Raw genomic sequence first — 18603 nt, 5'->3', positions numbered from 1 at the left:
TCCGTCGGCCGGGGCGCGGCATCCGGAGGGAGTGGGCCGTCATGGCAGACGAGAGGCACGCCCCGGCGTCCGGGGACGCGCCGGCCCGACGGCGCGGCCAGGGCGAGCTGGAGGCGCAGGTGCTGGCGGTGCTCCAGCGGGCGCCCGGTCCGGTCACCGCGGGGTGGGTCCAGGAACGTCTGGAAGGCGACCTGGCGTACACCACGGTGATGACCATCCTGTCCCGGCTGCACGCCAAGAACGCCGTCTCCCGGGGCCGCTCCGGCCGCTCCTACCTCTGGCAGGCCTCCTCCGATGCCGCCGGGCTGGCCGCGCTGCGGATGCGCCGGATGCTCGACGGCGAGGCGGACCGGGACGCCGTCCTGGCCAGCTTCGTCAGCGCGCTGCTGCCGCACGACGAGGAACTGCTGCGGGCGCTGCTCGACGCCGCGTCCGCCGATCCGGCAGCGGCCGACCGTGAGAGCTGACCCGTGGGCTTCTTCGTCTTCCTCCCGCTCATCCTGCCGCTGACCGCGGTGCCGATCGCGCGTCTGACCGAGCAGCACCTGCACCCGCGCGGCGCGTCCCGGCTGATGACGGTGATCAGCGCGGTGATGGCGGTGTGCAGCGTGCTCTGCCTCGGGCTGATCGGCGTGGTGGGCACCGCGCAGATCCCCGGCAATCCGCTGCCGGACAGCTGGTCGGACCCGGAGGTGCGGGCCGCGCTGCCGTACCACGAGACGGTCGGCACGGCCGCGATGTGGCTGCTGGTGCTGGTGGGCTTCACCTGCACCCGGACGGTCGTGCGGCACCTGCGGATCCGGGCCCGGGCCCGGCGGGCGCTGGCCGGGCTGCCCGGGGGCCCGGCCGGGGCCGGCGACCTCGCGGTGCTGCCGGACCGCAGCCCGTACGCGTACGCGCTGCCCGGTTCGCCCGGCCGGGTGGTGGTCTCCACCGGGATGCTGGCCGGGCTGGCCGAGGACGAGTGCGAGGCGCTGCTCGCGCACGAGCGGGCGCACCTGCGCCACCGGCACCACCGCTACCTGCTGACCACTCAGCTGGCGGCCTGCGTCAACCCCTTCCTGCGGCCGCTGCAGCACGCGGTGGCGTTCGCCGCGGAGCGCTGGGCGGACGAGGAGTCGGCCCAGGCGGTGGGGGACCGCCGGATCACCGCCCGGGCGGTGGCCCGGGCGGCCCTGGTCTCGCACGCCGCTCCGGCACCCGGCTTCGCGGCCTTCGCCGCCCCGGCCGCCGCGCCCGGCCCGGTGCCGCGCCGGGTGGCCGCGCTGCTCGGCCCGGTGCCGACCGCCCGCAACTGGCCGCCGGCCAAGACCCCGGCGGGTCTGGCGGCGATGGTCGCGGCGGTCGGCACGGCGGCCTCGGCGCTGTGCGCGCTCAACGCCGCGGTGGCCCTGCTGGTGGTGCTCAAGGCCGTCACGCCGCTGTAGCGGAGGCGGAGTCGGTCAGTCGCCGATCCGGACGATCATCTTGCCGGTGTTGGCACCCGTCAGCACGCCGAGGAAGGCCTCCACCACGCGGTCGAAGCCGTCCACGACGGTCTCGTCCGGGATGATGGCGCCGGAGCGCAGGTGCGGGACGAGGAAGTCGTAGAGCTCGGGGCGGGCGTCCAGGTTGTTGCGGACCAGGAAGCCCTCCAGCCGCAGGCTCCGGCCGACCACGTCGTAGAGGTTGCGCGGCGCGGGCGGCGGGTCCAGCGGGCTGTTGTACTGGGCGACGGCGCCGCACCAGGCGATCCGGCCGTAGTCGCGCATCACGTCGATGGCGCCCTCCAGGTGCTCGCCGCCGACGTTGTCGAGGTAGACGTGCAGCCCGTCCGGGGCGGCCTCGCGCAGGCGGTCGGCGATCGGGCCGTCGTGGTAGTCGAAGGCGACGTCGAAGCCGACGTGCTCGGTGAGGTGGGCGGCCTTGGCGGCGGAGCCGGTGCTGCCGATGATCCGGCCGGCGCCGAGCAGCCGGGCGATCCGGCCGGCGGCGGTGCCGACGCCGCCGGCCGCGGCCGAGATGAACACGGTCTCGTCGGGCTGGAGCTTGGCGACCCGGGTCAGGCCGACCCAGGCGGACAGGCCGGTGCCGCCGAGGATCGACAGGTGGGCGCTGAGCGGGACGCCGTCGAAGTCGGGCAGCACGTTCGCGCCGTCGGCGGTCACCACCGAGTGGGTGCGCCAGGCCTGACGGTGGAAGACCACGGCGCCGACCGGCAGCGCGTCGGCCCGGGACTCCACCACCCGGCCGATGGTGCGGCCCTCCAGCGGGCCGTGCAGCTCCCAGCCGTCCTCGTCCATCAGCTCGCGCATGTACGGGTCGACGGACTGGTAGATGTTCTCGACCAGGGCCTCGCCGGCGGCGAGGGCCGGGATGGTCTCGTCGACGAAGGCGAAGTTCTCGGCGCTGGGCGCGCCCGAGGGGCGGGAGACCTGGTGGACGACGCGGGCGGTGGGGCGGGACATCGGCGGCGCTCCGTACGGGGGAGGGCGGATCGGACGTGCCCACCGTAGGAAGCGGGGGAGCGGCCGGGCAGGGGTCCGCGGTGATGGATGGGCGGTTTCCATGAGCGGCTTCGATGGATGCCGGTAGATTCGGGCGCATGACGGATCTCGCCCCGCACGAGCTGCGCGTCCTGGTCGCCGTGGAGGAGGAGCGGAGCTTCACGGCCGCCGCCGTGCGCCTGGACACCACCCAGTCCGCCGTCTCGCACGCCGTGCGCGCCTGTGAGCGGAAGCTCGGCGCGGTGCTCTTCGACCGCGGGCGCCACGGCGCACGCCCCACCGAGGCCGGCGCGCGGGCGGTGGCGTACGCCCGACGGATCCTCCGGCTGATGGCCGCGATGGGCCCCGAGGTGCGCGGGCCGGGTACGGCGGGGCCGGTGACCGGAACGCTGCGGATCGCCGCGTTCCGCAGCGCCGCCGCCCACCTGCTGCCGCCCGTCCTGGCCCGGCTCGCCGCCCGGCACCCCGGGCTCACCCCGCACGTGCGGATCGTCCGGGAACTCGGCCGCGGCACCGCCGGGGAGGTCGCCGACGGGCGCGCTGACCTCGGGCTGGCCACCCTGGACGCCGGCGGCCCGCCGGCCGTCCCCGGACTGCTCGCGGCGCGGCTGTACCGGGAGACGTACGGGCTGGCGCACCCGCAGGACCACCCGGCGCCGCGCGGGCTGCCGCTGGTCGACTGGCAGGAGAACTGCGACTCCTACACCAGGGACTGGTGGCGGAGGCAGGACTGGCTCCCGCCCGCGACCGTCGACGTGGAGGACGACACGATGGCCCTCGCCCTGGTCTCCCAGGGCCTCGGCATGGCGATCATGCCCCGGACGGCGCTGCTCGGCGCCCCGCCCGGACTGGCCGTCACCGACCTCGGCCCGCGACCGCCCAGCCGCTTCGTCGGGTACGTCACCACCCCGGAGCTGGCCGGGACGGCGGCCGTCCGGGCGCTGATCCGCGAGCTGCGCGAGCTGCCGCTGCCGGAGGGGCTGACGGCGGCCTAACCCACGCGGTCGGGCCCGTCGAGCCCGCCGGGCCCGTCGAGCCCGTCGACGCTCTCGCGGAGCTTGCGGAACTCCGCGGCCAGCGCGTCCAGCGTGTAGTGGGCGTTGAGCCCGCTCGGGTTGGGCAGCACCCACACCTCGGTGCCGCCGATGCCCTCCGGCTGGCGCCCGATCGCCGCCTGCCGCCGCCCGAAGGCCGTCCGGTAGGCGCCGATGCCGAGCACGGCCAGGACGCGCGGGCGCAGCCGCAGCACCCGTTCGCGCAGCGCCGCGCCGCCCGCGCGCAGCTCCTCGGCGGTGAGCTCGTCCGCCTTGGCGGTGGTGCGCGGGGCGACGTTGGTGATGCCCAGGCCGAGCGCGGGCAGCTCGCCCTGCTCGTCCGGGCGGTACTGGCGCTCGGTGAAGCCGGAGCGGTGCAGGGCGGGCCAGAAGCGGTTGCCGGGCCGGGCGAAGTGGTGCCCGGTGGCGCCGGACCACAGGCCCGGGTTGATGCCGCAGAACAGCACCCGCAGCCCGGGCCCGGTGACGTCCGGGATGGTGGTGTCCTGGGCTGCCCTCAGCTGCTCGGGCGTCGGCTTCATCGGGGGAACCGGAGGAATCGGGGAGACCGGGGGGATCGGCGGGTGCGAGGTCACGCCGCCAAGTCTGCCCGGGCCGTCCGCCGCGCCGTACGGCGGTTGCGCAGGTAGCGCAGGCCGAAGACCACCACCGCCGCGTACGTCCAGCCGGCGAAGATGTCCACGATGAAGTGCTCGGCTCCGTAGACCAGGGTGAACGCCATCGCGAGCGGATAGGCGACCAGCAGCGCCCGCAGCCACGGCCGGGCGGTCGGCCAGAAGAAGAACAGCAGCATCGCCGGGTAGGCGGAGTGCAGCGAGGGCATCGCGGCGACGTCGTTGGCGAACTGACTGCCGTTCTCCAGCAGCGAGTCGGCCTGCGGCACCCCGGCGGCGGAGACGACCTCCCAGACCACCCGGCTCAGGTGCGGCAGGTTGCCCTCCTGGGAGACCAGCCACGGCGGGTCGGCCGGGTAGAGCAGGTAGGTCGCGAAGCCGGCGAAGGTGAGCGCCAGGTAGCAGGCGAGCAGCTGCCGGAAGCGCTGGTGGGCCCGCCGCCAGAGGATCGCGAGCAGGACGAAGACCACGAGGAAGTGCGAGAGGTAGACGACCATCGCCGCGTAGTCGTACCAGTGCGGCGAGCCGGGGGTGTAGAGCGCGTGCTGGAGCCGTACCGTCCAGGTCTCACCGAAGCCGAGCACCTCGTCGGCGCGCAGCTGCGGCAGCCAGTGCGGGGCCCACGGGGTGTGCGCGCCGTAGCCGCGCAGCAGCGAGTACACCCAGACCACGGCCATCACCGGGATCCAGTCGCGCAGCACCAGCAGGAAGCCGCGCCGGCCGTGGCCGCTGTGCACGGCCGCGGTCAGCAGCGCGCCGATCAGCCACAGGAACACCACGTCGTTGGCGAAGGCCAGGCCCTGGGTGTGCAGGAACCAGCCGAAGGCGGCCAGGTAGAGCGGCCAGGCCAACAATCGGAGTCTGGACAGCCCGGTGCGGCGGGAACGGTCGGTCACGGGTCGCAGTCGGCCGGCCCCTGCCGGGGTCGGCGGGGCCGGGCTGAGCACCTTGGTCATGCTCACCGAAACTACCAACGCAAACTTGGAGGACTCTGGGTGAACCATGACCGGCTCGTAAGAAAGACGCACATGGGATGTGCACGGAGCATGGCCGGAGCCGTGGGGGCGGGGTGACGCATCGGAGGGCGCATCGGCGCGTTCGTCGGAGGGCTCATCAGGAGACGGTGCCCAGCTCGTGCGGGGTGTTGTTGAAGCGTCGGCCCCCGGTCGGGGTGACCGTGACGATGTCCTCGATCCGCACCCCGAACCGGCCGGGCAGGTAGATGCCGGGCTCGATCGAGAAGCACATGCCGGGCACGAGCGGCCGCTCCTCGCCCTCGACCAGGTACGGCGGCTCGTGCGTGGTGGTGCCGATGCCGTGGCCGGTGCGGTGGATGAAGTACTCGCCGTAGCCCGCCTCGGTGATCACCCGTCGGGCGATCCGGTCGATCTCCTGGCAGCTCACCCCGGGGTGGACCGCCTCGAAGGCGGTCTGCTGGGCGAGCCGGACCACGTCGTGCACCTTCCGCACCTCGGCCGGGACGTCCGGGCCGACGTGCACGGTGCGGGTGGTGTCGGAGCCGTAGCCGTCCTTGAGTCCGCCGAAGTCCAGCACCACGGTGTCGCCGGTCCGGATGACCCGGTCCCCGGCCTCGTGGTGCGGGTTGGCGCCGTTGGGGCCGGAGCCGACCACGGTGAAGTCGACCTGGCTGTGCCCGTACTGGATGAGCAGCGCGCCGAGGTCGGCGGCCACGTCGGTCTCCCGGCGGCCGGCGAAGGGGACGTCCAGGATGCCCCGGTAGGCGGCGTCCGCGGCGCCGCCGGCCGCGGCCAGCCGCTCCAGCTCCTCGGCGTCCTTGACCGCGCGCAGCATCGGCAGGGTCTCGGTGAGCGAGGTGAACGAGGCGCCGGGCAGCGCGGACTGGAGGCCGAGCAGGTGCATCGCCCAGGTGTTGTCGGAGACGCCGTACCGCCCGGCCGGGTCGAACAGCGGGCTGACGGCGGCGTACGGGTTCTTGCCGTCGGACCAGTCGAGCAGCTCGACGGCCGGGGCGCCGACCGCCTTCTCGGCGTCGGGACGCTCCAGCCTGGGGACCACCAGGGCGGGCCGGCGCCCGGCGGCGAGGACGAGGGCGGTGAGCCGCTCGGTGATCGCGGTGGGCGTGTAGCCGCACAGGTACGCCAGGTCGGGGCCGGGCGCGACGACCAGGCCGGCCAGCCCGGCGGCGGTCGCGTCGGCGGCGGCCCGGGCCATCCGGGCGGCGTGGTCCTCGACGGTGAAGGGACGGGGCACGGTGCTTCCTCCTCGTGGTCCGGGCGGGCCTTGCGTCAACTCCATCACGTGCTGGCCGAGTTGGCGAAGTGCCGGAGGAAGAGCGCCTCGACGTGGGCCATCCGCCGGATCTCCTCCGGGTCGACGCTCTCGTTCGGAGCGTGAATCAGGCAGCGCGGCTCCTCGACGCCGATCAGGACGATCTCCGCCTCGGGGAAGGTGCCGGCGAGGACGTTGCAGAGCGGGATCGAGCCGCCCTGGCCGAGGAAGGACATCGGCGTGCCGTAGACCTCCCGCATCGCCCGGTCCAGCGCCGCGTACGCGGGCCCGCCGGTGTCCGCCCGGAACGGCGAGCCGGCGCTCTCCCGTTCGACCTCGACCCGCACACCCCAGGGGGCGGCGGCCTCCAGGTGCCCGACCAGCGCGTCCTGGGCGGTGCGGGCGTCGGTGCCGGGCGGCACCCGCAGGCTCACCCGGGCGCGGGCGGTGGCCGGGACGGCGGCGGCCGAGCCGACCACGGGCGGGCAGTCGATGCCGAGGACGGTGACGGCAGGGCGGGCCCAGAGCCGGTCTGCGACGGTGCCGGAGCCGGTCAGCCGGACGCCGTCCAGCACTCCGGCGTCGGCCCGGAACCGGGTCTCGTCGTACCCGGCGCCGCTCCAGGTGCCGGTGCGGTCCAGGCCGTCGATCCGGGTGCCGCCGTCGGCGTCGCGCAGCGAGTCGAGCATCCGGATCAGCGCGGCGAGGGCGTCCGGGGCGGGGCCGCCGAACATGCCGGAGTGCACGTCGCCGTGGAGCGCCCGGACGGTGACCACCACGTTGGCGACCCCGCGCAGCGAGGTGGTGGCGGTGGGGATGCCGACGGCGGCGTTGCCGGTGTCGCAGATCAGCAGGGCGTCCGCGTGCAACTCGCCGGCGTGCGGGGGCAGGTACGCCTCCAGGCCGCCGGTGCCCTGCTCCTCGGAGCCCTCGACCACCAGCTTGACGCCGACCGGGAGGTCGTCGCCGAGCGCCCGCAGCGCGGTGAGGTGCATGACGATGTTGCCCTTGCAGTCGGCGGCGCCGCGCCCGTACCAGCGGCCGTCGCGCTCGGTGAGCTCGAACGGCGGGGAGGTCCAGGCGGCGTCGTCGAGCGGGGGCTGGACGTCGTAGTGGCTGTAGAGCAGCACGGTCGGGGCGCCGGGCGGGGGCGGGCGGTGGCCGATCACGGCGTGGCTGCCGTCCGGGGTCTCCTCCAGGTGGACGTCGCGCAGACCGGCTTCGGTGAAGGCGGCGGCGACCCACTCGGCGGCCTCCCGGCACTTCTCCGGCGGGTACTGCCGGGGGTCGGCGACGGACGGGAGGGTTACCAGCTCGGCCAGGTCGTCCTTCGCCCGTGGCATCAACCCGGCTATTCGGGCGGCGAGTTCGTCGGTCGTGCCGCCGGTCGTGCCGCCGGTCGTGCCGCCGGCCGTGTCGCCGGTCGTCTCGTCGGCTGTTCCGTCGGTCATGCGGTGCCTCCTTCGGCGTGGCGCAGTTCGTCCGCCTCCTGCGCGGCCGACTCGCCGGCGGCGTCCGGGGAACGCCGGCCCGGCCGAGCGGCTTCGACAGGCCCTCCGACACCCAGCGGTAGACGCCGCCGTCCCAGCCGGAGGCCGGCTCGGCGGCGACCAGCGCGGTCGGCAGCAGGAACACGACCGCCGGGACGAGGCAGAGGAAGACGCACGCCAGGCCGTGGACCGCCATGGCGAGGGCGGAGCGCAGGCCGGCCACCGAGGCGGTGGTCATCAGGGCGAGCGTGATCCAGGACATCCGCGGGGCCGCGGCCGGTCGGCCGGCCGTCGAGCCGGTGCGCTCCCTCGTCGCGGGGCCGGCGGCTTCTCCCCGGCCGGGAGGGGACGCGTCCGTGGAACCCATTCAGCCCTCCTCCGGTACGGCGGGACCCGCCCCGGGGGTTTCCCAGGAGCGGGCCGTACCGGGCCAGTTCACCCGGTTGCCGAGGCCGCCGCATGCGGCGTGAGCCATGCGGGTGATCGGGGGCGGCCGGCCGAAGGTCAGTTCCGCGCGGAAGCCGGTGCGGTGACGGGCCAGACGGCGCGGCGCAGCGTACGGCTCGCGGTCGCGGGCAGCAGGGCGGCGGCGAGCACGGCGCTGATCGCGGTCAGCGCGGTGGCGGGGGAGAGGTGGTCCAGCAGCAGGCCGCTGGCGAAGGCCCCGGCGGGCATGCCGGCGGTGAGCAGCGTCATGGTCGCCGCGATCACCCGGCCGCGCAGCTCGTCCGGCACCTGCCGGATGACCAGCAGGTCGAGCATCACCCGCAGGGCCGGCACACCCGCGCCGACCACGAACAGCGCGGCGAAGACGGTGGGCGCCCCGCCGGGCAGCAGCGGAGCCAGCGGCACCGGGACGGCGGTCCAGGCCACCGCCAGCAGCAGGACGCCGGGGCCGGCCAGCCGGTGCATCCGGGAGACCAGGGCCGTCCCGGCCAGCGCGCCGACCGCCTCGCCGGCCAGCGCCAGGCCGATCCCGGTGCTGCCGGTGCCGTGCTCGCGCAGCAGCACCATGACGGGCAGCAGCAGCGCGGCCCCGGTCAGGTTGATCACCAGCAGGACGGCCAGGGCGGGCCGCAGCAGCGGGGAGGCGGCGAGGACGCGGAAGCCGGCCAGGGCGCCGTCCCCGGCGCGCTTCGCGGGCTGCCCGGCCTCCCTGTTCTCCTCGGCCTCCGCTACCTCTCTTGCCTTCTCGGGCTGGTTCGGGCTGGGGAAGCGCACCATGAACGCGGCGGTCAGCGCGAGCAGCGAGGCGAAGGCGGCGCCGAGGAAGGGGACGGAGCGGCCGAGCCCGAACAGGAACCCGGCCAGCGGCGGTCCGGCCAGCGCGGCGCCGCTCATCCGGGCCTCGTCCTGGGCCAGCGCCTGGGGCAGCTGCTCCGGCGCGACCACCGAGCGCAGCGCGAGCAGCCGGATCGGCCCGCTGTAGGCGACGGTCGCGCCGATCGCGGCGGCGACCAGCAGCAGGTGAACCAGGCTCGGCTGGCCGAAGGCCATGGCCACCGGGACGCTGGCGAGGGCGAGCAGCCGGGTGGCGTCGGAGGCGATCAGCACCTTGCGGCGGTCCAGCCGGTCGGCGACCACACCGCCGTGGACGCCCAGCAGCAGGGTGGTGGCCATCTGTACGGCGCCGAAGGCCCCGGCGGCGGTGGAGGAGCCGGTGAGCGCGAGGACCAGCAGCGGGAAGGCGGTGTCGCCGACCATCATGCCGAGGGTGGCGGAGGCCTGACCGGCCCACAGGGCCTGGAACCGCAGGTTGCGCCGCAGCGGCACGGGCGGCGGCGGGGCGGCCGGTCCGGGTTCCGCCGGTGCCGTGGCCGGGTGCTCCGCCACTGTCGAGGTCGCCTGGTCCGTCATGTCCGCCCCCACTGTTCTCGATCGCGCCACCGTTGGCGATCGCTGTCACCGTTCACGCTTACGTGAATGATTGCCCAAGTATGATTGGTTGCGCAAGAGTGAGTGCTCGCCGGGGCGGTGACCGCGGACGGCGCAGCCGATGTGGAAGGTGGGCCCGTGGCCGAGCACGAACCGGAACCCGTCGAGGGCGGCGAGCAGCCCACCGGCTGGGTCAAGGAGCGCCAGGTGGCCGACGTCGCGGTGCTCAAGGCGCTGGCCGACCCGCTGCGCCTGGCCATCCTCGGCGCCCTGAAGTCCTCCGAGGAGCGCCCGCTGACAGCCAAGGAGCTCGCCGCCGAGCTCGGAGAGCCGCAGACCAAGCTCTACCGGCACATCAAGCAGCTGGAGAAGGCCGGCCTGGTCCTGCTGGCCGGCACCCGGCTGGTCTCCGGCATCGTGGAGAGCCGGTACCAGGTCGCCCAGGGGTCGATCCGGCTCGCCCCGGAGATGTTCACCGCCGATTCGCCGGCCCGCTCCGAGGCGTACGACGCAATCCTGGCCGCGGTGGACCAGGTGCGCGCCGACCTCCGCGCCCGGATCGCCGACGGCCGACTGGACTTCAGCGCCCCGAAGGACGGCTCGGGCACCCCGCCCGGCCTCTTCGCGCACTTCTCGGTGCGGCTCAGCCCGGAACGGCTGGTCCGGCTGCGTTCACAACTGTCCGAAATCCTCGACGAACTGGGCGAAGAGGGACCGAGTACGGCCGAGGATGCGATGGACGTGACCCTCTTCACCCTGCTCTACGGTCTCCGACCGGGCACGGAATCATAAATTCCGGGCCGACTGTCAGTGCGGTGAGTCACCATGTCCGGCATGTCGTATGAACTCCAGGCGCTGATAGGCACACGGGAGCTGCTGACGGTGGCGGCGGCGGAGGTCCCGGCGGCCCGGGTCGTACCGCTGGCGCAGGGGCTGGCCCTCATCCCGGTCACCCCCGCCGTCCTCGCGGCGCTCCAGGGCGAGGAGGCCGAGTCGAAGTCCGGCGGCGGCGCCGGCTTCGGCTGGCACTCGGACGGCTTCGAACTCCGGCTCGCCGCCTGGTCCAAGGCCGAGCCGATCGCCTGCGTCGAGGCCGAGTACTGGGGCGGCAGCGGCACCCAGCGCGCCGCCGTCTGGTCGAACGGCCGGATCGTCCTCGGCCCGCTCAGCAGTGGCGAGTTCGAGCCGTCCCCACCCGAGGGCACCCCGATCTCCCGCGCCCTGCGACGGATCGGCGCGCACGTCGAGCCGGGCGACACGGACGAGTTCGACTCGGTCGGACTCGCCGCCCACCGCAGCACGGACGGCTGGGTCACCCCCGACTGAGAGCGCACCCGTCCCCCGCCACACGCACGTCGGGGGCGCCGCGCCTCGGCGCCGCGCCCCCGACCGGGTCGGTGCTGCCCCCGCCCGGCGGGGGCGGTCGACTAGCGGTAGTTCACGTACTGGATCGCGAAGTCCAGGTCCTTGCCCTTGAGCAGGGCCTGCACGGTCTGCAGGTCGTCGCGGCTCTTGGAGCTGACGCGCAGTTCGTCGCCCTGGACCTGGGCCTTGACGCCCTTCGGGCCCTCGTCCCGGATGATCTTCGCGACCTTCTTGGCATCCTCCGTGGTGATGCCCTCCTTGATGTTCGCGAAGATCTTGTACTCCTTGCCGGACAGCTGCGGCTCGGCAGCGTCCAGGGCCTTCAGGGAGAGGCCGCGCTTGACGAACTTCGTCTGCAGCACGTCCAGGATGGCCCGCACGCGCTCCTCGCCGTTGGCCTTCATCTCGATCTTCTCGCCGGAGCGGCTGATCTCGCCGCCCACGCCCTTGAAGTCGAAGCGGGTGGCGATCTCACGGGAGGTCTGGTTGATCGCGTTGTCGACCTCCTGCCACTCGACCTTCGAGACGATGTCGAAACTGGAGTCGGCCATGGGTGTTGGTCTCCTTGTTGCTCTGGCTTCACTGGCACGGCCCGCCCCACCGGGCGTCCGCGGCCCCAGCCTATCCAGCGCCACCCCGGCCCCGCCCGTGACGGCAGCGCCGGACTCCTTGATCGTCACGTGATCTATCGAGTGGCGGAGCACCCCCCGGGATCAGGTATGGTTTACCAAGTCGAACGGGGTGAACACCCTGGAAGACGAAAATCCTGGCTGGTTGCCCGAGCGGCCAAAGGGAGCAGACTGTAAATCTGTCGCGCAAGCTACGCAGGTTCGAACCCTGCACCAGCCACAGGATAGGAAACAGCCCCCGATCTGCGGAAACGCGGATCGGGGGCTGTTCCGTTTTCTCCGGGCGCGGGCGGGTGGACCTGGGGGCAGTTATTGCGCATTGCTTGCAATTACGTTCGGCAGGCAGCAGAGTGGGAGCCCGGGGGTGGGAGTCCTTCGAGCTGATCGTCTTCCCAACCGGCGCCCGCCGGGACAACGGCTCACCCACCCCCGCCAGCCGTCCCCTCCAGCAGGGCACCGGGCGCGTCAAGGGCGCGTCAAGGGCGCTCGCGGCAGCGTCAGGAACGCGTAGGGGGCAGGGGGCCGCCCGGGACGTGGACCGCAGGATCGGAGCAACTACCGACTGCGGAGGTCCCGTCCGATGTCCAGCGCCATCTCCACCCCGGCCGTCACTGCAGAACCCGAACCGCCGGACACCGGGGCCGGTGACGAGCGGCACCGGCTCACCGCGTTCGGCGGACTGGCGGCGCTCTCGCTGGACGCCATGGCCTCGGTCGCGTACGGCCCGGAGTCGATCGTGCTGGTGCTGGCCGCGGCCGGCGCGTACGGGCTGGGCTTCACGCTGCCGGTCACGGCGGCGATCGCCGTCCTGCTCGCGGTGCTGGTCGCCTCCTACCGGCAGGTGATCGCGGCCTTCCCGGACGGCGGCGGCTCCTACGCGGTGGCCAAGGCCCACCTGGGCCGCCGCACCGCGCTGACCGCGGCCGCCTCGCTGGTGATCGACTACATCCTGAACGTCGCGGTCTCGGTCACCGCCGGCGTGGCCGCGCTGACCTCCGCCGTCCCGGGCCTGTACGACCACCGGGTCTGGCTCTGCCTGGGCGTGCTCGCCTTGGTGACCGCGGTCAACCTGCGCGGGATCGCCGAGTCGGCGCGCTGGTTCATGGCCCCGACGGCCGTCTTCGTCCTCTCCATCCTGGTGATCATCGCGGTCGGCCTGTTCCGGGACGCCCCGGCCAGTACGGCGGCCGCCGCCGGCCACGCCTCGGTGCTCGCCGAGAACGCCACCACGGTCGGCGCGCTGCTGCTGCTCAAGGCCTTCGCGGCCGGCTGCTCGGCGCTGACCGGCGTCGAGGCGGTGGCGAACGCCGTCCCCTCCTACCGGACCCCGCGGGTGAAGCGGGCCCAGCGCACCGAGGTCGCGCTCGGCGCCCTGCTCGGCGTGATGCTGATCGGATTGGCCGTGCTGATCGGCCGCTTCCACCTCCAGCCGGTCGAGGGCGTCACCGTGCTCGCCCAGCTCGCCGACGCCTCGCTCGGCCACGGCGTCGGCTTCTTCGTCGTCCAGTTCGCCACCGTGCTCCTGCTCGGCCTGGCCGCCAACACCTCCTTCGGCGGCCTCCCGGTGCTGATGGACCTGCTCGCCCGGGACAACCACCTGCCGCACGTGTTCGCGCTGCGCGCCGACCGCCAGGTGCACCGGCACGGCGTGCTGTTCCTCGCGGTGGTGTCGGCGGCGCTGCTGGTCGGCTCCGGCGGGGACGTCAACAGCCTGGTGCCGCTCTTCTCGATCGGCGTGTTCGTCGGCTTCACCATCTGCCAGGTCGGCATGGTCCGGCACTGGTTCCTGCGACGGCCGGCCGGCTGGCACTGGAAGGCCGCGCTGAACGGCTTCGGCGCGGTGCTCACCGGCGTCGCCACGATCGTGGTGACCGGCACCAAGTTCACCGAGGGCGCCTGGGGCATCGTGGTGGCCCTGCCGCTGCTGGTGGTGCTGTTCGAGGCGGTCCACCGCAGCTACGCGCGGATCGGCGAGCGCCTGGAGCTCGGCCGGGTGCCCGGCGCGGTGACCCGCCAGCGCAGCCTGGTCGTGGTCCCGGTGACGGCCATCACCCGGCTCACCCGGGACGGCCTGTCGGCGGCGCTGTCGCTCGGCGACGAGGTGCTGGCGGTCACCGTGGTGCACGAGCCGGCCGACGCCGAGGCGCTGCGCCGGGACTGGGAGCTGTGGCAGCCGGGCGTACCGCTGCTGGAGATCCCGGAGGACCACCGCCGCCTGGGCCAGCCGATCGCCGAGTTCGTCAACCGGCTCGGTGAGGAGCACGCCTACGACCGGCTCACGGTGCTGATCCCCGAGGTCGAGCCCGCCCGCTGGTGGCAGCGGGCCCTGCAGAACCGGCGCGGCGCCGTGATCGACCGCGCCCTGCGCCGGCACACCGATGCGGTGGTCTGCCGGCTGCGGATGAGGATGTAACGCAGGGCGCGGATGCAACGCGGGATGCGGATGCAGCGGGAGACGTGTAACGCGGGACGCGGATGCAACGCATGACGCGGATGCAGCGCACCCGGACTCCCAGGGCGTGACGGGCCCCGGACGGCAGACTGCCGCCCGGGGCCCGCCGCTTACCGGGGCCGGGCCTGCGGCGGGCCTCCGGTCTCGGTCCGGTGACGACGGTCTCGGCCCGGTGAAGCGGACGTCAAGGTCGCGTCAACGTCACGCGTTCACCCGTATGGAGGGCGTCAGGGAGCCATAACGCGCCTTAGACGGCTGGTTTGCTGCATCTGCCGGTCGTCCGCCGGCGCCGCGCGAAGCCGTTCCGGCCGCTGGCGGCATCTCCCGAACCACGCTGGTGGAGCCCATGTCCGATCTCATCTACGTCGGTGTCACGGTCGCCGTGTTCGCCGTCATCGCCCTGATCGCGCGGGGGGTGGAGAAGCTGTGAGTGAGCGCAGCGAACGAACCGTCAACAGGCGGGTGTGGCGCGAAGCGCCCGCCGAGCGCAGCGAGGTGGGCGCATGAGCGCGGAGAACATCGCAGGTCTGGTCGTGGCCGTCGCACTCGTCGGCTACCTCGTCGTGGCGCTGATCTTCCCGGAGAAGTTCTGACATGGGATCCACTCTCGCGGGCTGGCTGCAGGCCCTGGCCCTGGTCGGGGCCCTGGCCCTGTGCTACCGCCCCCTTGGCGACTACATCGCCAAGCTCCTCACCACCTCCAAGCACCTCAGAGTCGAACGCGGCATCTACAAGCTGATCGGCGTCGACGGCGACGCCGACCAGCGCTGGCCGGTGTACCTGCGTTCGGTGGTGGCCTTCTCGGCCGTCTCCGTCCTCTTCCTGTACGGCCTGATCCGCCTCCAGAACTTCCTGCTGCTGAACCTGGGCGTTCCGCAGATGCCGGGCCACCAGGCCTGGAACACCGCGATCTCGTTCGTCGCCAACACCAACTGGCAGTCCTACGCCGGTGAGTCCGCGATGGGCCACCTGGCGCAGATGGCGGGCCTGGCGGTGCAGAACTTCGTCTCCGCGGCCGTCGGCATCGCCGTCGTCGCCGCGCTGATCCGGGGCTTCACCCGCAACAGGACCGACCGGGTCGGCAACTTCTGGGTGGACCTCACCCGGATCAACCTGCGGCTGCTGCTGCCGATCTCCATCGTCTTCGCCCTGGTCCTGGCCGCCTCCGGCGTGATCCAGAACTTCCACGGCTTCACCGACGTGACCACCCTCAGCGGCGAGGTGCAGAAGATCCCGGGCGGCCCGGTGGCCTCCCAGGAGGTCATCAAGCTGCTCGGCACCAACGGCGGCGGCTTCTTCAACGCCAACTCGGCGCACCCGTTCGAGAACCCGACCGGCTTCTCCAACCTGGTCGAGATCTTCCTGATCCTGCTGATCCCGTTCGCGCTGCCGCGGACCTTCGGCCGGATGGTCGGGGACAACCGCCAGGGCTACGCGATCGTCGCCGTGATGGGCCTGTTCTGGGTCGCCTCGACCGCCCTGCTCACCTTCGCCGAGTCGCAGCACGGGGGCGCCGCCCTGCAGGCCGCGGGCGCCGCGATGGAGGGCAAGGAGCAGCGCTTCGGCATCGCCGCCAGTTCGCTGTTCGCCGCCTCGACGACGCTGACCTCGACCGGTGCGGTGAACTCCTTCCACGACTCGTTCACGCCGTTCGGCGGCGGGCTGACGGTCTTCAACATGATGCTGGGTGAGATCGCGCCCGGCGGTGTGGGTTCCGGCCTCTACGGCATGCTGGTGCTGGCGGTCATCGCGGTGTTCGTCGCCGGCCTGATGGTCGGGCGCACCCCCGAGTACCTGGGCAAGAAGCTCGGCGGCCGGGAGATGAAGTTCGCCTCGCTGTACATCCTCACCACGCCGACGATCGTGCTGGTCGGCACGGGCGTGGCGATGGCCCTGCCGGGCGAGCGCGCCGGGATGCTCAACTCGGGCGCCCACGGCTTCTCCGAGGTGCTGTACGCCTTCACCTCGGCGGCCAACAACAACGGCTCGGCCTTCGGCGGCATCACCGTCAACACCGACTGGTACGACACCGCGCTCGGCCTGGCGATGATCTTCGGCCGTCTCCTGCCGATCGTCTTCGTCCTGGCGCTGGCGGGCTCGCTCGCCCAGCAGCAGCCGGTTCCGGCCACCCCGGGCACCCTGCCCACCCACAAGCCGCTGTTCGTGGGCCTGCTGTCGGGCGTGATCCTGATCGTCGTCGGCCTCACCTACTTCCCGGCCCTGGCTCTCGGGCCGATCGCGGAAGGTCTGTCCTCCTGATGTCCACCCCTACGCTCAACCCCGCACCGGCCGACAAGGCCGAGCCCGCCGCGCCGCACAGAGTGGCGAGCGGCCTCCTCGACCCGAAGCTGATCGTCGCGTCCCTGCCGGACGCGGTGAAGAAGCTCGATCCCCGGGTGATGGTCAAGAACCCGGTGATGTTCGTGGTCGAGGTCGGCTCGGTGGTCACCACCGTCTCCGCGATCGCCAGCCCGTCCGTGTTCGCCTGGGCCATCACCGTCTGGCTCTGGCTCACCACGATCTTCGCCAACCTGGCGGAGGCCGTCGCCGAGGGCCGCGGCAAGGCCCAGGCCGACACCCTGCGCAAGACCAAGTCCGACACCATGGCCCGCCGGCTCACCGGCTGGCCGGCCTCCCAGGCCGAGGAGGAGGTGCCCGGCACCGAGCTCCGGCTCGGCGACCACGTGGTGGTCGAGGCGGGCCAGATCATCCCCGGCGACGGCGACGTCGTCGAGGGTGTCGCGAGCGTCGACGAGTCGGCGATCACGGGTGAGTCCGCGCCGGTCATCCGCGAGTCCGGCGGCGACCGCAGCGCCGTCACCGGCGGCACCAAGGTGCTGTCCGACCGGATCGTGGTGAAGATCTCCTCCGAGCCCGGCAAGACCTTCATCGACCGGATGATCGCCCTGGTCGAGGGCGCCGCCCGGCAGAAGACGCCGAACGAGATCGCGCTCAACATCCTGCTCGCCTCGCTGACCATCGTCTTCCTGGTCGCGGTCGTCACGCTCCAGCCGATGGCCACGTACGCGGGCGCCCCGCAGTCGATGATCGTCCTGGTGGCCCTGATCGTGGCGCTCATCCCGACCACCATCGGCGCGCTGCTCTCCGCGATCGGCATCGCCGGCATGGACCGGCTGGTCCAGCGCAACGTGCTGGCGATGTCCGGCCGCGCCGTCGAGGCCGCCGGAGACGTCAACACCCTGCTGCTCGACAAGACCGGCACCATCACCCTGGGCAACCGCCAGGCCGCCGAGTTCCTGCCCGCCCCGGGCGTGAGCACCGACGAACTGGCCAGCGCCGCCCAGCTCTCCTCCCTCGCGGACGAGACCCCCGAGGGCCGCTCGATCGTGGTCCTCGCCAAGACCGAGTACGGTCTGCGGGCCCGCGCCCAGGGCGAGTTGACGCACGCCACCTGGGTCCCGTTCACCGCCCAGACCCGGATGTCGGGCGTGGACCTCGACGAGGCCGACGGAGTTCACCAGGTCCGCAAGGGCGCCGCCGGCGCGGTCTCCAACTGGGTGACCGAGAACGGCGGTTCGGTCGGCGCCGAGGTCTCCACCCTGGTCGACGGCATCTCCGCCGCCGGTGGCACCCCGCTGGTGGTCGCCGCGAAGACCGGCGACGAGCCCGCCAAGGTCCTGGGGGTCATCCACCTCAAGGACGTGGTCAAGGAGGGCATGCGGGAGCGCTTCGACGAGCTCCGCCGGATGGGCATCAAGACCATCATGATCACGGGCGACAACCCGCTGACCGCCAAGGCGATCGCGGAGGAGGCCGGCGTGGACGACTTCCTCGCCGAGGCCACGCCCGAGGACAAGATGGCCCTGATCAAGAAGGAGCAGGAGGGCGGCAAGCTGGTCGCGATGACCGGCGACGGCACCAACGACGCCCCCGCGCTGGCCCAGGCCGACGTCGGCGTCGCGATGAACACCGGGACCATGGCGGCCAAGGAGGCCGGCAACATGGTCGACCTGGACTCCAACCCGACCAAGCTGATCGAGATCGTGGAGATCGGCAAGCAGCTGCTGATCACCCGCGGCGCGCTGACCACCTTCTCGATCGCCAACGACGTGGCCAAGTACTTCGCGATCATCCCCGCGATGTTCGCCGGGGTCTACCCGGGCCTGAAGCACCTCAACATCATGGGCCTGCACAGCCCCCAGTCCGCGATCACCTCGGCGATCATCTTCAACGCCCTGGTCATCATCGGCCTGATCCCGCTCGCACTGCGCGGCGTGCGCTACCGCCCGTCCGACGCCAGCTCGCTGCTGCGCCGCAACATCGGGGTCTACGGCTTCGGCGGCCTGGTGGTGCCGTTCGTCGGCATCAAGCTGATCGACCTGATCGTCCAGTTCATCCCCGGCCTCAACTGACGCGGGGAAGGAGA

General features: G+C 73.0%; 16 protein-coding genes and 1 tRNA gene. 10 read left to right on the top strand and 7 right to left on the bottom strand.

All coding sequences use genetic code 11. The features are described 5' to 3' along the window. Positions 1-41 precede the first annotated feature (41 nt). Positions 42-467: a BlaI/MecI/CopY family transcriptional regulator gene (locus RZ50_RS16930; RefSeq protein WP_196951089.1), complete on the top strand. Its 426-nt coding sequence runs from the start codon at positions 42-44 to the stop codon at positions 465-467. Positions 468-470: 3 nt separating this feature from the next. After that, positions 471-1427, top strand: a complete 957-nt coding sequence (locus tag RZ50_RS16925) for a M48 family metalloprotease (RefSeq protein ID WP_196951090.1) — start codon at positions 471-473, stop codon at positions 1425-1427. 15 nt (positions 1428-1442) lie between these two features. Here the strand turns inward: RZ50_RS16925 and RZ50_RS16920 are convergent, their stop codons facing one another. Continuing rightward, complete coding sequence (locus RZ50_RS16920) at positions 1443-2447, bottom strand: NADP-dependent oxidoreductase (RefSeq protein WP_196951091.1); 1005 nt, start codon at positions 2445-2447, stop codon at positions 1443-1445. 137 nt (positions 2448-2584) lie between these two features. Between RZ50_RS16920 and RZ50_RS16915 the strand changes: the two genes are divergently transcribed. Then, positions 2585-3481 carry a LysR family transcriptional regulator gene (locus RZ50_RS16915; protein WP_196951092.1) on the top strand — a complete coding sequence of 299 codons (897 nt, stop codon included), beginning with the start codon at positions 2585-2587 and terminating at the stop codon, positions 3479-3481. On the opposite strand, the gene mug is transcribed toward RZ50_RS16915, so the two are convergent. From mug to RZ50_RS16890, 5 genes are all read right to left on the bottom strand, one after another. Then, a complete protein-coding gene (mug, locus tag RZ50_RS16910; RefSeq protein WP_196951093.1) occupies positions 3478-4062 on the bottom strand; it encodes a G/U mismatch-specific DNA glycosylase in 585 nt (194 codons plus the stop codon). The two genes, RZ50_RS16915 and mug, sit on opposite strands and share 4 nt — an antisense overlap. A gap of 50 nt (positions 4063-4112) precedes the next feature. Then, complete coding sequence (locus tag RZ50_RS16905; protein WP_196951094.1) at positions 4113-5051, bottom strand: phosphatase PAP2 family protein; 939 nt, start codon at positions 5049-5051, stop codon at positions 4113-4115. A 217-nt stretch (positions 5052-5268) separates the two neighbouring features. After that, a complete protein-coding gene (locus RZ50_RS16900; RefSeq protein ID WP_196951095.1) occupies positions 5269-6432 on the bottom strand; it encodes an aminopeptidase P family protein in 1164 nt (387 codons plus the stop codon). Continuing rightward, positions 6432-7856, bottom strand: coding sequence for a dipeptidase (locus RZ50_RS16895; RefSeq protein ID WP_196951096.1), 1425 nt, complete (start codon positions 7854-7856; stop codon positions 6432-6434). The genes RZ50_RS16900 and RZ50_RS16895 overlap by 1 nt, the downstream gene beginning before the upstream one ends. Positions 7857-8399: 543 nt before the next feature. Then, positions 8400-9752: an MFS transporter gene (locus RZ50_RS16890; RefSeq protein WP_196951097.1), complete on the bottom strand. Its 1353-nt coding sequence runs from the start codon at positions 9750-9752 to the stop codon at positions 8400-8402. 156 nt (positions 9753-9908) lie between these two features. On the opposite strand from RZ50_RS16890, the gene RZ50_RS16885 reads away from it, so the two are divergent. Next, positions 9909-10562: a helix-turn-helix domain-containing protein gene (locus tag RZ50_RS16885; protein ID WP_196951098.1), complete on the top strand. Its 654-nt coding sequence runs from the start codon at positions 9909-9911 to the stop codon at positions 10560-10562. A 42-nt stretch (positions 10563-10604) separates the two neighbouring features. Further along, positions 10605-11096 (top strand): hypothetical protein, encoded by a 492-nt coding sequence (locus RZ50_RS16880; protein ID WP_196951099.1) that lies wholly within the window; start codon positions 10605-10607, stop codon positions 11094-11096. A gap of 101 nt (positions 11097-11197) precedes the next feature. Here RZ50_RS16880 and RZ50_RS16875 read toward each other — a convergent pair whose 3' ends face one another. Beyond that, a complete protein-coding gene (locus tag RZ50_RS16875; RefSeq protein ID WP_196951100.1) occupies positions 11198-11686 on the bottom strand; it encodes a YajQ family cyclic di-GMP-binding protein in 489 nt (162 codons plus the stop codon). A 217-nt stretch (positions 11687-11903) separates the two neighbouring features. Here RZ50_RS16875 and RZ50_RS16870 point away from each other — a divergent pair. The 5 genes from RZ50_RS16870 (at position 11904) to kdpB (ending at position 18589) form a co-directional block, all read left to right on the top strand. Then, positions 11904-11984 (top strand) — tRNA-Tyr (locus RZ50_RS16870). Positions 11985-12344: 360 nt separating this feature from the next. Then, a complete protein-coding gene (locus RZ50_RS16865) occupies positions 12345-14177 on the top strand; it encodes an APC family permease (RefSeq protein WP_196951101.1) in 1833 nt (610 codons plus the stop codon). A 542-nt stretch (positions 14178-14719) separates the two neighbouring features. Continuing rightward, complete coding sequence (gene kdpF, locus RZ50_RS16860; protein ID WP_045693083.1) at positions 14720-14809, top strand: K(+)-transporting ATPase subunit F; 90 nt, start codon at positions 14720-14722, stop codon at positions 14807-14809. 1 nt (position 14810) lies between these two features. Further along, positions 14811-16475, top strand: coding sequence for a potassium-transporting ATPase subunit KdpA (kdpA, locus tag RZ50_RS16855; RefSeq protein ID WP_196951102.1), 1665 nt, complete (start codon positions 14811-14813; stop codon positions 16473-16475). Further along, positions 16475-18589 carry a potassium-transporting ATPase subunit KdpB gene (gene kdpB / locus RZ50_RS16850; RefSeq protein WP_196951103.1) on the top strand — a complete coding sequence of 705 codons (2115 nt, stop codon included), beginning with the start codon at positions 16475-16477 and terminating at the stop codon, positions 18587-18589. Before kdpA ends, kdpB begins: the two co-directional genes overlap by 1 nt. The last annotated feature ends 14 nt before the right edge of the window (positions 18590-18603 follow it).

The sequence above is a fragment of the Kitasatospora sp. SUK 42 genome (genome assembly GCF_015776785.2).
Taxonomy (GTDB): domain Bacteria; phylum Actinomycetota; class Actinomycetes; order Streptomycetales; family Streptomycetaceae; genus Kitasatospora.
This window is presented reverse-complemented; position numbering and strand designations above follow the sequence as displayed.